The sequence below is a fragment of the Pseudomonas arsenicoxydans genome (genome assembly GCF_900103875.1).
GTDB classification, from domain to species: Bacteria; Pseudomonadota; Gammaproteobacteria; order Pseudomonadales; family Pseudomonadaceae; genus Aquipseudomonas; species Aquipseudomonas arsenicoxydans.
Genome location: NZ_LT629705.1, coordinates 4,117,284 through 4,130,649, shown reverse-complemented (window position 1 = coordinate 4,130,649; position 13,366 = coordinate 4,117,284). Strand labels below are relative to the sequence as shown.

Annotated in this window: 13 protein-coding genes and 1 pseudogene; 5 read left to right on the top strand and 9 right to left on the bottom strand. The window is 59.9% G+C overall.

Going from position 1 to position 13,366, the window contains the following annotated elements:
• Positions 1-72: 72 nt before the first annotated feature.
• From BLQ41_RS19390 to BLQ41_RS19365, 6 genes are all read right to left on the bottom strand, one after another.
• Positions 73-1,491, bottom strand: coding sequence for an ABC transporter substrate-binding protein (locus BLQ41_RS19390; RefSeq protein WP_090183355.1), 1,419 nt, complete (start codon positions 1,489-1,491; stop codon positions 73-75).
• 167 nt (positions 1,492-1,658) lie between these two features.
• Positions 1,659-1,904: a 4Fe-4S dicluster domain-containing protein gene (locus BLQ41_RS19385; protein ID WP_007946457.1), complete on the bottom strand. Its 246-nt coding sequence runs from the start codon at positions 1,902-1,904 to the stop codon at positions 1,659-1,661.
• A 25-nt stretch (positions 1,905-1,929) separates the two neighbouring features.
• Positions 1,930-3,675: a fumarate reductase/succinate dehydrogenase flavoprotein subunit gene (locus BLQ41_RS19380; RefSeq protein ID WP_167360497.1), complete on the bottom strand. Its 1,746-nt coding sequence runs from the start codon at positions 3,673-3,675 to the stop codon at positions 1,930-1,932.
• On the bottom strand, positions 3,672-4,439 hold the full coding sequence (locus BLQ41_RS19375; RefSeq protein ID WP_090183353.1) for a GntR family transcriptional regulator: 768 nt from the start codon (positions 4,437-4,439) through the stop codon (positions 3,672-3,674). Before BLQ41_RS19375 ends, BLQ41_RS19380 begins: the two co-directional genes overlap by 4 nt.
• A gap of 192 nt (positions 4,440-4,631) precedes the next feature.
• Complete coding sequence (locus BLQ41_RS19370) at positions 4,632-5,600, bottom strand: Gfo/Idh/MocA family protein (protein ID WP_090183351.1); 969 nt, start codon at positions 5,598-5,600, stop codon at positions 4,632-4,634.
• A 16-nt stretch (positions 5,601-5,616) separates the two neighbouring features.
• Entirely contained in the window at positions 5,617-6,504 is an 888-nt protein-coding gene (locus BLQ41_RS19365) for a Dyp-type peroxidase (RefSeq protein ID WP_090183350.1), read from the bottom strand.
• 261 nt (positions 6,505-6,765) lie between these two features.
• Between BLQ41_RS19365 and BLQ41_RS19360 the strand changes: the two genes are divergently transcribed.
• Both BLQ41_RS19360 and BLQ41_RS19355 read left to right on the top strand, forming a co-directional pair.
• Entirely contained in the window at positions 6,766-8,391 is a 1,626-nt protein-coding gene (locus BLQ41_RS19360) for an NADP-dependent glyceraldehyde-3-phosphate dehydrogenase (protein ID WP_090183348.1), read from the top strand.
• A 68-nt stretch (positions 8,392-8,459) separates the two neighbouring features.
• The gene (locus BLQ41_RS19355; protein WP_197678957.1) at positions 8,460-9,479 is read left to right on the top strand and encodes an FUSC family protein; all 1,020 of its coding nucleotides are present in this window, start codon (positions 8,460-8,462) and stop codon (positions 9,477-9,479) included.
• Positions 9,480-9,487: 8 nt separating this feature from the next.
• On the opposite strand, the pseudogene BLQ41_RS19350 reads toward BLQ41_RS19355, so the two are convergent.
• Positions 9,488-10,391, bottom strand: a pseudogene (locus tag BLQ41_RS19350) (DMT family transporter).
• Positions 10,392-10,526: 135 nt separating this feature from the next.
• Here BLQ41_RS19350 and BLQ41_RS19345 point away from each other — a divergent pair.
• A complete protein-coding gene (locus BLQ41_RS19345; protein ID WP_090183345.1) occupies positions 10,527-10,964 on the top strand; it encodes an Lrp/AsnC family transcriptional regulator in 438 nt (145 codons plus the stop codon).
• 57 nt (positions 10,965-11,021) lie between these two features.
• Positions 11,022-11,348 carry a YceK/YidQ family lipoprotein gene (locus BLQ41_RS19340; RefSeq protein WP_090183343.1) on the top strand — a complete coding sequence of 109 codons (327 nt, stop codon included), beginning with the start codon at positions 11,022-11,024 and terminating at the stop codon, positions 11,346-11,348.
• On the opposite strand, the gene BLQ41_RS19335 is transcribed toward BLQ41_RS19340, so the two are convergent.
• Positions 11,289-12,206, bottom strand: a complete 918-nt coding sequence (locus tag BLQ41_RS19335) for a LysR substrate-binding domain-containing protein (RefSeq protein WP_231997038.1) — start codon at positions 12,204-12,206, stop codon at positions 11,289-11,291. The genes BLQ41_RS19340 and BLQ41_RS19335 overlap by 60 nt on opposite strands.
• Positions 12,207-12,319: 113 nt before the next feature.
• Here BLQ41_RS19335 and BLQ41_RS19330 point away from each other — a divergent pair, with 113 nt between their 5' ends.
• Positions 12,320-12,745, top strand: a complete 426-nt coding sequence (locus BLQ41_RS19330) for a VOC family protein (protein WP_090183340.1) — start codon at positions 12,320-12,322, stop codon at positions 12,743-12,745.
• On the opposite strand, the gene BLQ41_RS19325 is transcribed toward BLQ41_RS19330, so the two are convergent.
• Complete coding sequence (locus BLQ41_RS19325) at positions 12,723-13,313, bottom strand: GGDEF domain-containing protein (protein ID WP_090183339.1); 591 nt, start codon at positions 13,311-13,313, stop codon at positions 12,723-12,725. The genes BLQ41_RS19330 and BLQ41_RS19325 overlap by 23 nt on opposite strands.
• Between the last annotated feature and the right edge of the window lie 53 nt (positions 13,314-13,366).

Sequence of the window (13,366 nt, the reverse complement as noted above, 5' to 3'; positions counted from 1 at the left end):
TGTGCCAGTCAACACTGATGACGCCTGAACTGGCCCCATCGCGGGCAAGCCCGCTCCCACAGGGATTTGCGCTTAGCGGGTGGCGACGGCCTGGGTGGTGGCGTCGGTGAAGTCGAAGACTTTGCCACCCTGGGCCGTGGCGAATTGCTGGGCCTGGCCTTTGAGCAGGAATGCACTCAAGCGGCCTTTCGCATCACTGGCAAACCACGCCTGGTCGGCCAGCAACTTGATCCCGCTGTCGCTCGCCTGGGCATACACCGCGCGAATGCTTTTGCCTTCCTGCTTCAAGCCGGCCAATGCGGTGAATGCCGATTCGGCCGAAGCGTATTGACGGACTTTCGGTTCACCGCGCACCCAGATTTCCGCCACATGACTGAAATCGGTGATGGCTTTGCCGCTCGTAGCATCCACCGCGTTGAGCGGCGTCTGCCCGTAGTTGGCCAATTGCGCGGTGTAGTCCAGGTTCGAGGCCTTGAACGCGGCGCGGATATACTGGTCGTCGATGAAGGTATTCAGGTCCAGGCCGCGATCCGCCTTCTTCAACAGCTTGAGCGTATCGATGGCGGTGCCGACGGCCTGGCGGTATTCCGGCTTCCAGCTCAGGTCGCGGGTTTGCACGCCCAGTGGACCGTGGAACAGGTAATTGACCTCGGCGTCGACCCCGGAGACTTTGGCAATCAGCTCGCTGTATTTCTCCGGCTCGGCCGCCAGCAGTTGATTGGCCTCGATGCTCGCTCGCAGGTAGGCGACGACGATTTCCGGGTACTTCTTCGCATAGGCCTGATCGACCAGGGCGCCATGGAAGGTCGGTGTGTTGGCCTGGGAACCGTCATAAATCTTGCGTGCGAAACCTCGGCTCGGGAACAGTTCGGCGAACGGCACGAAGTCGGCGTGGGCGTCGATCTTCCCGGCTTGCAACGCGGAACCGGCCACTTCCGGCGGTTGGGCGATGATGTTCACGTCTTTGAGCGGATCCCAGCCTTGCGCCGCCACGGCCCGCAACAACATGCCGTGGGCAGTGGACGCGAACGGCACGGAAATGGTCTTGCCTTTCAACTCAGCCAGCGACTGCACGCCCGAGGCGCTCGGCACCACGATGCCGTTACCGCTGCCCTTGATGCTGCCCGACAACACGCTGATAAACAGGCTGTGCTTGCCGGCGGTCTCGAAAGCCACACCGTTGAACGAACCGGGGAAATCGGCCATGGCGCCGAAGTCGAGTTTGCCAGCGACCATCTCATTGGTCAGGGGCGCGCCGCTGGTGAAGTTTTTCCACTCCACTTCATAGTTGGCGTCCTTGTAGGGGCCGTCGTGGGGCAGGTATTTGTCGAGCAGACCAAGCTCGCGAATCAACAAGCCGCCGGCGGCGCAATTGATCGTGGTGTCCTGGGTGCCGATGGCGATACGGATGGTTTCGGCCGAGGCCGACAAGGTGAATGAAGCCAGTACCAGACCGGCAAATGCTGCACGCAGCGATGTTGGCAAAGACATGGTGAATCCCCTCGAATCATTTATAGGATGTTCGTCTCCGCCACGATCAGGGCGTGGTGGGAAACGAGGGGTGTTTTGAAGCAAGCGTCCGGTGTTGCCGGATGGCGTTTTATGTTGTCTGGACGGACGTCATCGCGGGCAAGCCCGCTCCCACATTGGATTGCATTTCAACGAAGCAAATACGGGATTTCGACTTTCACGGCGCCTGTCGGGCAGTCCTTTTCGCAGGGCATGCAGTACCAGCATTCATCGAAGGCCATGTAGGCTTTCTGCGTGGCCGGGTTGATCGCCAGCAGGTCCATCGGGCAGACGTCGACACACACGGTGCAGCCTTTATGGGCGATGCAAAGGTCTTCATCGACCGTGACCGGTGCGTTGGAGCGGAAGAAGATTTCCTGGGGTTGATAGGCCATTTGGCGGTCTCTCTTTTAGTGATGCTCAGGCCGCGAAGGCACCGACCCGCAGCCGGTCATAGGCCAGCATTTCTTCGGCATCGAGCGGAATGATGTAAGGCTCGACGGCTTTCTTGAAGCTGGTCATCAAGCCGTTCTCACCCTTCTTCAGGTGGCAATGGCAGAACCAGTCGCTGTCGTTGCGTTGCGGGTGATCGACGCGATAGTGGTAAAGCCCCCAACGACTTTCGGCACGGAACAAGGACGCGCGGGCAGCCATTTCGGCGCAGTCGCGGATCATGCTGACTTCCATGGCACGCATCAGTTCGTGGGCGTTGTGGGCCTTGATCTGATCGAGATCGCGCTGGATATCGCTGAAGCGTTGCAGGCCGATCTGCATCTTTTTGGTTACTTTCGGCGGTTGCAGGTAATCGTTCACAAAACGCCGCAGCTTGTACTCGACCTGTGCGGGCGGCAGTCCGTGTTCTCGGTCCAGTGGTGCGTAGACCCGTTGTTTTTCCGTTTCGACCTGCTCGGCATCGACCGCTGAAAACTCGCGTCCAGCGACAAAATCCGCCGCATTGGTGCCGGCAAACCAGCCATACGTGAACGCGCCGAGCATGTAGTTATGCGGCACCGCCGCCATGTCTCCCGCCGAGTACAAGCCCTTGACCGAGGTTTCAGCCTTCTCGTTGACCCACACGCCGGACGCCGAATGCCCGCTGCAAAAGCCGATTTCCGAGATGTGCATCTCGACCATTTGCGTGCGGTAATCGGTGCCGCGATTGGCGTGGAACTGGCCACGGCTCGGGCGTTCGTTGCTGTGCAGAATCTCTTCGATGTTCTGGATGGTTTCCTCGGCCAGGTGATCGAGCTTGAGGAACACAGGGCCGTTGCCGCTCTCGAGTTCCTGGTGGAACTCCCACATCATCTGGCCGCTCCAGTAGTCGCATTCGATGAAGCGCTCGCCCTTGTTGTTCGCGGTGTAGCCGCCCAGCGGGCCGGTGACGTAGGCGCAGGCCGGGCCGTTGTAGTCCTTGATCAAAGGGTTGATCTGGAAGCATTCGAGGTTCGAAAGCTCGGCCCCGGCGTGATAGGCCATGGCATAGCCGTCGCCGGCATTGGTCGGGTTTTCGTAGGTGCCCATCAGGTAGCCGGAGGCTGGCAGCCCCAGGCGCCCGGCCGCGCCGCAGCACAGGATCACGGATTTGGCCTTGATCACATGGAAGTCGGCGGTGCGGCAATCGAAGCCCATCACGCCGTTGACGGCGCCCTCTTCATCCGTCAGCAATCGTGTGCAGACCAGGCGATTGGTGATGCTGACCCGCGCCCGCTTCAACTGGCGGTACAGGACTTTCTTGATGTCATGCCCTTCCGGCATCGGCAATACGTAGGCGCCCATGTGGTGGACCTTTTTCACCGCGTAGTCGCCGGTCTCATCCTTCTCGAACTTGACGCCCCAGCGGTCCAGTTGCTCGATGGTTTCGAAGCTGTGGGTCGCGTAGGCATAGACCGCCGCCTGATTGACGATGCCGTCGTTGGCAATGGTGATTTCCTTGGTGTACTGCTCCGGCGTCGAGTGGCCGGGAATGATCGCGTTGTTCAGGCCGTCCATGCCCATGCTGATCGCGCCGCTGCGTTTGACGTTGGCCTTGTCGATCAACAGCACGCGCAGATCGCGGTTGCGTTCCTTGGCCTTGATCGCCGCCATCGGGCCAGCGGTGCCGCCGCCGATCACGACGATGTCGTATTCCTGCTCCAGAGTGTTTCTGGTGATAGAGCTGTGGGTCATGCCTGATCCCCTTTTTGCCGGTCGATCCGCAAGCGGTACTGGAAGGCATCGCCGCGGTAGTAAAGGTGTTCGAAGTCCACGGGCTGGCCGCTGGCGTCGTGGGTCAGGCGCTCGATGCGCATGATCGGCGAGCCGGGTTCGACGTTCAGCGCCTGGGTCAGGTCGCTGTCAGCCAGCACCGCGTCGATGGCCAGATCGGCGTGGCCGAGGGCCAGGCCGCAGTCGTTCTCAAGGATCAGGAAGATGTCGCGGGTCACCAGATCGGCCTTCTCCAGCCGCTCACCGAGGGCTTTGGGCAGGTAGGTGATTTCCAGCGAAATCGGCTCGCGATTGATCAACCGCACCCGTTTGATCTGCGCCACGGTTTCACCTTCGGCGACGTGCAAACGCTCGGCGACCAGCTTGTCGGCGGCAATGAATTTGAAACTGCGCAGGCGGTTGATTACCTCGTAGCCGCGACCGGTCATGGACTCGGCCAGGCCTTGCAGGGTGCTGACGTTCTGGAAGGTCTTGGGCTTGGCGACGAAAGTGCCCTTGCCATGAATCTTGAAGATCAGCCCTTCCTTTTGCAGATCGCCCAAGGCCTGGCGCACGGTGATGCGACTGACTTTGAACAACGCGCCGAGCTCGCTTTCGGAGGGCATCTGGCTGTCTTGCGGGTATTCGCCGTCGAGGATACGGGCGCGCAGCACATCGCGCAGTTGGGTGTGCAGCGGAATACTGCTGTGGGAAAGCGGGCTGAGGGATAGAACGTTATCGGTCATGAAGATCACTTGTTATAACGAGTTATGACGTGATCTTAGAGAGCCGCTACGGGGATTGAGAAATACTGATTAAGCATAAGGTTAGAAGATCGAAAGATCGCAGCCTCGTTTCACTCGACAGCTCCTACAGATCAACGCAAAACCCTGTAGGAGCTGTCGAGTGAAACGAGGCTGCGATCTTTTGCCTATGTATCAGCCACGCCCAAGAATCTGATCCATCACCCAATCAGTTTTCAACGCCTGCCCGGCCACGGCCGGATGCTGCGCTTCACCACGGATATGCGCGTTCATGCCGAGCACGTGATGCCACTGGATATGCTCGTGATGGTCGATGTGCAGGCTGAGGTTCTCATCGGCTTCAAGCTGCAGCGGATGCTCATCGAACACCGAGAAGCTGATCCGTCCTCGGCTGCCGATCAACTCGACCCGGTCTTCGCGTCGATCCGCCACGAAGTTCCAGCAGCCCATGCCCGTCGCGCCCGACGCAAACCGCCAACTGGCGCTGACAGCGTCTTCGGCGGCATACAAACCTGCCTGCCGCGCAGTGAAACCGGCGACGTCGACGATGTCACCCAGCAGGTACTGAAACAGGTCAAAGCCATGACTGGCCAGGTCAGCGAAGTAACCGCCGCCGGCAATCTCCGGATCGGTGCGCCAGTTGTCCGTGCCGCTCAGATCGGCGGGCGACGGCGCTTTGGTGAGTGTCCAGGTCAGGTGCCGCACTTCACCGATCCGCCCCTCCTCCAGCCATCGCCGCACTTGTTGAAAGCGCGGCAACGAACGTCGGTAATAGGAAACAAACAGGTTAAGTCCGGCGTCAGCAAAGACCTTTTGCATCTCGCGACTCTGCCTGGCATTCAGTGACATGGGTTTCTCGACGCAGCAATGTTTGCCGGCCGCAGCCACCTGCAAGCTGTAGGCGTGGTGACTGTCGGGTGGCGTGGCGATGTACACCGCGTCCACCTCGGGATCATTGATCAGCGCTTCGGCATCGGTGTAGATCCGGGCGATGCCGTGGCGTGCGGCGTAATCGCTGACCGCCTCCAGACGCCGTCCCATCACTGCCACCAACGCCGAGCCAGGTGCCTTGTAGAAGGCCGGCCCGCTCTTGCGCTCGGCGACGCTGCCACAGCCGATCATGCCCCAGCGCACCACGTCCATAATCACTCCTTGATGGTTAGCCGACGCGCAAGGCGCGCAGGTCCAGATGGCCGTCCTTGAGCGGCGGGCACCAGTAGTAGCCGCCGGTGATTGGGCGACTGATACGGTACAAGCCGTCGGTGATGCCGTCTTCCAGGCCGCTCATGCGGCGTAACTGGGCTTCGAAGGCATCGAGGGAAAAGCCGAACGCCAGGAACATCAGGCCGGCGCGATCGCCTTCGATCCACGGCATCGAACGACGGACCACAAACGCTTCAGGGGCAAAGCTTTCCTGAGCGGTGCGTTTGACGTGGGCCGAAATCGGCGCGTCGTCGATTTCCTCGTTGTCGATCAGGCGGCGGCCCATGATGTTGTCTTTCTCATGGGGCGCCATGGCGTGAAAGCCCCTGAGGTCATGCTGCCACTGCTGGATCGCGGCAAAGCTGCCACCGACCAGGCCTTCTGCACCTTCGCCCAACAGCGCGGCAGCCACCGCGGCTTCATCGTGGGGGTTTTCAGTGCCGTCTTCGTAACCGGTCAAATCGTGGCCGGTCTGGTGGCGGAAGGTTTCGTTCATCTGCACCAGGCGCAAGGCCGGTGCCAGTGCGGCTTCGATGGCGTTGCTGCGATTGAGCAATTCACCGCGGTCGACGCCGTGCAACCAGCACCAGAGCGCGTGCTGGGTCGACGGGTTATCGACGCCGACACCGGCCAGCGCCGGGAACGCCCGCAGGCCTTCGACTTCAGCGTGCAGCGCCTTGACCAGGGACTCACCAAAACCGACCACCGCCGATTTCCCGTCCACCAGTTGCGCCAGGTTATCGAGCGCGGCCGGCAAGGCTTCGGCGGATTCGAGGGCGAAGAACATATGACGGGCTTGTGGCGGAACAGGGGTGGCGAGAATGCCCGGCTGGTAATAACTCATATGAACTCCTTAAAAAGAGCGCTGAGTTTAACCGGGGATGAGCATTTGTGTGCACCCCATACGGGATTTGCGGGTTGACGGCATCCCTCGACGGGGCCACCTTTTTCATTGTGCTCAAGCACAGGTCAACACGAAGGCACCGACGCGAGTGGGTTGAGGGTAGAAACCCTGAGCCACAAAACGATGAGATGAGTCATGACAAGCGGGGCCGAGGTCTGCTAAAACGATTCATCAGTCACCCAATCCAGACGGGGTAGCGACATGACCACAGCCAACATTCTCGACAACCTGTTCCCGAGCCACGCCGACATTCCGGAAAAATACCGCCTCGACGGCCAGACCGAGCAACGTGAATACCTGGTCGACGGCGAACTGAAAACCTGGTCCGGGCCCCTCGCCCAGGTCCGCAGCCCGGTGTACCTGACCGGTGCCAATGGCGATGAACAAGTGATCCTCGGCAGCACGCCGTTGCTCGACGCCGAGACCGCGCTGACCGCGCTCGATGCCGCCGTCCGCGCCTATGACCGGGGCCAGGGCTTGTGGCCGACCATGCGGGTGGCCGAACGCATCCAGCACGTCGAAACCTTCCTCAGCCGGATGCGCGAACAACGTGAAGCCGTGGTCAAGCTACTGATGTGGGAGATCGGCAAGAACCTCAAGGACTCGGAGAAAGAGTTCGACCGCACCTGTGATTACATCGTCGACACCATCAACGCCCTGAAAGAACTCGACCGCCGCTCCAGCCGTTTCGAGCTGGAGCAGGACACGCTTGGGCAGATCCGCCGCGTACCGATGGGTGTGGCGCTGTGCATGGGGCCTTACAACTATCCGCTGAATGAAACCTTCACCACGCTGATCCCGGCGTTGATCATGGGCAACACTGTGGTGTTCAAACCGGCCAAACTCGGCGTGCTGCTGATTCGGCCATTGCTGGAAGCCTTCCGCGACAGCTTCCCGGCAGGCGTGATCAACGTGATCTACGGCAGCGGTCGCGAGACCGTCAGCGCGCTGATGGCCAGCGGCAAGATCGACATCTTTGCGTTCATCGGCACCAACAAAGCCGCCAGCGACTTGAAAAAACTCCACCCAAAACCGCACCGCTTGCGCGCGGCATTGGGCCTGGATGCGAAGAACCCCGGCATCGTGTTGCCCGAGGTCGACCTCGACAACGCGGTCAGCGAAGCGGTGACCGGCTCGCTGTCGTTCAACGGCCAGCGCTGCACGGCGCTGAAAATCCTCTTTGTCCACGAAGATGTGGTCGAGTCGTTCATCGAGAAATTCAACGCCAAACTCGCCACCCTGAAGCCGGGAATGCCGTGGGACAGCGGCGTGGCCCTGACGCCATTGCCGGAAGCGAGCAAGGTCGATTACCTGCATTCGCTGGTGGCGGATGCCGTGAGCAAAGGCGCCACGGTGGTGAATCCGAACGGCGGTCAGGCCCGGGCGTCGTTCTTCTATCCTGCCGTGTTGTTTCCGGTGACGCCGCAGATGCGTGTCTATCAGGAAGAACAGTTCGGCCCGGTGGTGCCCATCGTGCCTTATCGTCATCTGGACACGGTGATCGACTACGTCCTGGAGTCGGACTTCGGCCAGCAACTGAGCATCTTCGGCACCAACCCGGTGGCCGTCGGGCGTTTGGTGGACACCTTTGCCAACCAGGTCGGGCGGATCAACCTAAACGCCCAGTGCCAGCGCGGCCCGGACACCTACCCGTTCAACGGCCGCAAGAACTCAGCCGAAGGCACGCTGTCGGTACATGATGCGCTGCGGGTGTTTTCGATCCGCACGCTGGTGGCGACCAAGTTCCAGGAAACCAACAAGGAACTCATCAGTGAAATCATCAGCGGACGCAGTTCAAGCTTCCTGACCACCGATTACATTTTCTGAGGACACCGAGCCTGAGCACATTCAGAGCCAACCGACTGCCACCACTGCTGCGCCGTGTACTGCGTCCGCTGCTGGACCCGTATCGGCGCTATCGCCACGCGAAACTGATCCACGCGGTGCGCGTATCGCTCGGATTGCTGGCGACGATCCTGCTGACCACCGGCATCCACCTGCCCCACGGTGAGTGGGCGTCGGTGACGATGCTGGTGGTGATCGGCGGCTTGCAGCACCACGGCAACATTGGCAAAAAAGCCGCCGAACGCGCCATCGGCACCCTGATCGGTGCGGGTGTCGGGCTTTTACTGGTGGCGCAACAAGCCTGGCTTGGCATGCCGTGGCTGACCTATTTTGCGATGTCGGTGGTGTGCGGGTTCTTCTCGTACCACGCCATTGGCAAGGGCGGTTACACGGCGCTGCTGTCGGCGATTACCGTGTTTATCGTCGCCGGGCACGGAGACAACCCTGTCACCGATGGCCTGTGGCGCGGGGTGGATATTCTGATCGGCATCGCCCTGGCCCTGGCGTTTTCCTTCGCCCTGCCGCTGTATGCGGTCTATTCCTGGCGCTACAACCTCGCGGATTCGCTGCGCGATTGCGCGACGATTTACGGGCGCATCATCAATGGCCAACCGGTCAGTGACGACGAACACCTCAAACTCATGAATCGCTTGAATACAGTAATGGTGCAATTGCGCTCGCTGATGCCGTCGGTGTCCAAGGAAGTGAAGATTTCCATGACCGAACTCGATGCGATCCAGCGTAACTTGCGGATGTGCGTCAGCACCCTGGAAATCCTCGGTAACACCCGACCGGATGCCAATGACCCCGACGCCATGGCGCACCTGCAATCGTCTTTGAAAGCCGAACACCGGCAGATTCGGGTGCAATTGATCGGCATGGCCCGAGCGCTGAAAACCGGCGCGTCGCAACGACTGAATCGCCCTATCGACTTGCCGGTTAATTCCAGTCTCGAAGCGCCGGTGTACAACCCGCTGGATGGTTATCGGTTACTGATCCGTCAGTTCGCCTTGAATATCGGCGAGATGCGCCAGCGCTTGGCGAAGACTGCGCCGCGCTGGAGCATCTGATGCGCGTTTTATGAGGTAACCGTGCGACGAACCTTCAGGCCCCAGCCTTGCTGCATGCCGGCAGCGGCCAGCAGAATCGCCGCGACACCGATCCATTGCAGCGGATCGAGGCGGTGGCCGAAGGCAAACCAGTCGACGAAAATCGCCGCAATCGGGTAGATGAACGACAGCGCTCCGGTCAGTGCTGTCGGCAACTTTTGAATCGCACCGTACAGCAGCACATACATCACGCCCGTGTGGAAAATGCCCAGCGTCACCAGGCTGCCCCAGGCTGCCCCAGGCACCGGGTGCCTGCGGCAACGCTGAAAAGTGCGCGAATGGCGCCAGCAACAGCACGCCGGTGCTGACCTGGATCAGCGCGATCAAATGCGGTGGCGTGCCGGTCAGGTGCTTGATGATCAGTGCTGCAATCGCATAAAGAAACGCCGCACCCAGTGCCAGCCCGATCCCCATCAGGTAATCGTTGCCGCTCGCACCCTGCTCGCCATGAGCGCTGACAATCGCCAGCATTCCCAGAAACGAAACGCCCAGCCAGAACAGTTTCTGCAGGGTGATCTTCTCGCCGAGGAACAGCGCAGCCAACCCGACCAGCATGAACGGCTGAACGTTATAAACCGCCGTGCCGATGGCAATCGATGCACGGGAATAAGAGGCGAACAACAGCAACCAGTTGCCGACAATCGCGACGCCGCTGAGCACCGCCAGCCAGAACGTGGTGCGGGTCAGAATGCCTGGACGCAGGAAACCGAATGCCGCGCAGATCAGCAACAGCGTGCCGGCGCCGAACACGCAACGCCAGAACACCACGTCCAGCACCGGTTGCCCGGACACCAGCACAAACCAGCCGATGGTCCCGGAAATCAGCATGGCGGCGGTCATTTCAAATGAACCGCGACGTATTGTTTTGTCCATCATCAGACTCCTCTGTTTGAGGCCAAAGTATGCCAATCCGGCGCAGGCCTTCTCCAGCGCAAAAAGCAGGCTAAACTCGGTTTCTGCCTTTTTTATCAAGGCATATTCCCTCAACCGCCTAACAGAGGTTTTGCCATGACCGACGACATCGACCAAGTGCTGATCAGCGCCTTGATGGAAGACTCACGCCGCTCGCTCAAGGCCTTGGCGAACATCAGCGGCCTGTCATCGCCCAGCGTTGCCGAGCGTCTGCGTCGTCTGGAGGAGCGTGGCGTGCTCAAGGGCTACACCGTCGAGATCGATCCAAAATGCTTTGGTTATCAACTCCAGGCCATCGTGCGCATCCGCCCGCTGCCGGGTCAGTTGCAGGAAGTGGAGCGGCAAATCCAGGCCATCCCCGAATTCACCGAATGCGACAAAGTCACCGGCGACGACTGCTTCATCGCGCGCCTGCATGTGCGTTCGATGGAGCAACTGGACACCCTGCTCGACCGCCTCAACACCCACGCTGAAACCAACACCGCCATTGTCAAAAAGACCCCGGTCAAACGCCGCTTGCCCCCAATGGCGTGAGTGATGTTTTGATGTGAAACGCGTAGATTGACGGTTTTCCGGCGAAGGATTGGCGGTATGAAAACTCAGGCGGTTTTACTCGCGGCATTGATGCTCGCGGGTTGCGGTACGGTACAAACAGTGATGCGCGGTGACGAAGTGGCGGCGAAGAGTCTCAAGGAGCGCAAAAGCTACTGCGGCGCCGTTCCGCGAATCTACAGCGGTGTGACTTACGATTTCTGCATACTGAATGCGCCCCTGGAAAAAGGACGGGATGCCGAAGTGCATGACAACGCTCCGGCCATTGTGCTGATCGACGTGGTTCTATCCGGTGCGCTCGATACGTTATTGCTGCCCTACACCCTCTACCGTCAGCAGGCCGATGGCAGCATCATGGTCGACTGACGCGCAATTCAGGCACTCGGCGAACAACTGCTGGATCGGCTGTGCGCGCTGGCTGTAGCGCTGTAACAGGACGATTTCGCGATAGAACGTCAAATCGCCCAGCGGGATGATCCTGACCTTCGCCCCATAGTCCAGCCACAACCCCGCTTCGGGCAGCAACGAAACGCCGAGTCCGCATTCGACCATTTTCACGATGGCTTCCAGCTCATCCAGCTCCAGCGCCACCTGCACATCAATCTGCTGTTCACGCAGAAACCGCGTGACCAGGCGCCCACCAAACGAATTGCGGTCGTAACGCACATGAGGATGACTCGCGAGAATCTGTAACGGGTCATCGCCTTCGAGGTCCGGCGGCACGATCAATACAAAGGCTTCCCGGCGGATAACCTGCGCTGACAGCTCTTTAGGCAAGTCGAACGGGGGCTTGATCAGAATCGCCAGGTCCACCTCCCCAGTGTCCACCTGACTCAACAAATTCAACGACACACCTGGCACGAGTTTGGGCTCAAGCAACGGCGCCTGCTGACGCAATCGCACCAATGCCTGCGGCAACAAGCCGGTCTGCGCCGTGGCCACCGCGCCAATCTTCAATTCGCCACGGTATTCACTGACATCCTCACTGACCGCCATCCGACTGAACGTTTCAAGGATCTCCCGCGCCATCGGTAACGCCCGTTGCCCCGCCGCATTGAGGATCGCCTGGCGCCCGGTGCGATCGAACAGACGAATGCCCAGCGCCTGTTCCAGATTGCGCATCTGCGCACTGACCGCCGACTGAGTCAGCCCGATATGCATTCCGGCCGCCGCAAACGTGCCGAAGCGCGTAACGGCAATGAAAGTTTTCAGTTCGCGCAGCATGGCGTTCTCGATTGATCGAAATAATTTGAGCTCGATGCAAAAACTATCGTCTTTCAATCAAAAAGCACAGCGCTAAACTCAGCCTCACTCCCGACACATCCGAGGCAAAACCAATGCAGCTCTCCCCTTTTCACCTAGCTATTCCGGTGTATGACCTGGCCGCCGCCCGGAATTTCTACGCCGAAGTATTTGGCCTGGAAGAAGGCCGCTCCAGTGACCATTGGGTCGACTTCAACTTTTTTGGCCATCAACTGGTGATCCACTTGGCGCCGAAAAACGCGTCTCAGGAAGCGGCACACACCAATGCAGTGGACGGTCATGACGTGCCCGTGCCGCATTTCGGCGTAGTGCTGGGAATGAAAGAGTGGGAAGCCCTGGCGCAGCGATTGAAAGATCGCGACACCCGATTCGTGATCGAACCGGGCATTCGCTTTCAGGGTTTGGTGGGCGAGCAAGCGACGATGTTTCTGTTCGACCCCTGCGGAAATGCGCTGGAATTCAAGGCATTCAAAGACATCAGCCAACTGTTTGCCAAGTGAACGCATCGGCCGCGGCCAGCAATTGATCCACCGTGTCATGCAGTAACGGGTCGACCTCGATCTGGCCGATGCTGAAGTGCAGGTCATAAGCGCGATGCACCGTGGCGTTGCGCTCTTCGAGTATTTCTTCGAGGCGCGCCCTGATCGCCGCTATTTCCACGGCACTCGAGCCTGTCAGCAAGGCAACGAATTTGTCGCTGCCCAGACGGCCGATCACATCGCTTTCGCGAAAGGCGATTCGCAGCACATCCGCGAAGGTTTTGAGCGCGTTGTCGCCCTCGGCGTGTCCGTAGAGGTAGTTGATGTGCTTGAAGTCATCGAGGTTGAACAGCAGCAGCGTGGCCGGCTTGCCCATCTGCTGGCAGGCGTTTAGCCCCTGTTCGGCCAGCGCGGTGAAGCCGTGACGGTTGGGCAGCAGCGTCAACTCGTCCATGCTCGCCATCTGCACGCCCATCAATTCTTGCTCGGCCATACGGGCCAGGTCGCGCAGCTGTTGGCGTTCCTGTTGTGGCGAACGCAATGTGTCTGCGCACGCGCCGTTTTTGACCGGTTTGCCTGGGATCAGCATGACTCACTCCAGTGACGGGTATGTACTTTAGAGTGGTGCATACCCGGTATGAC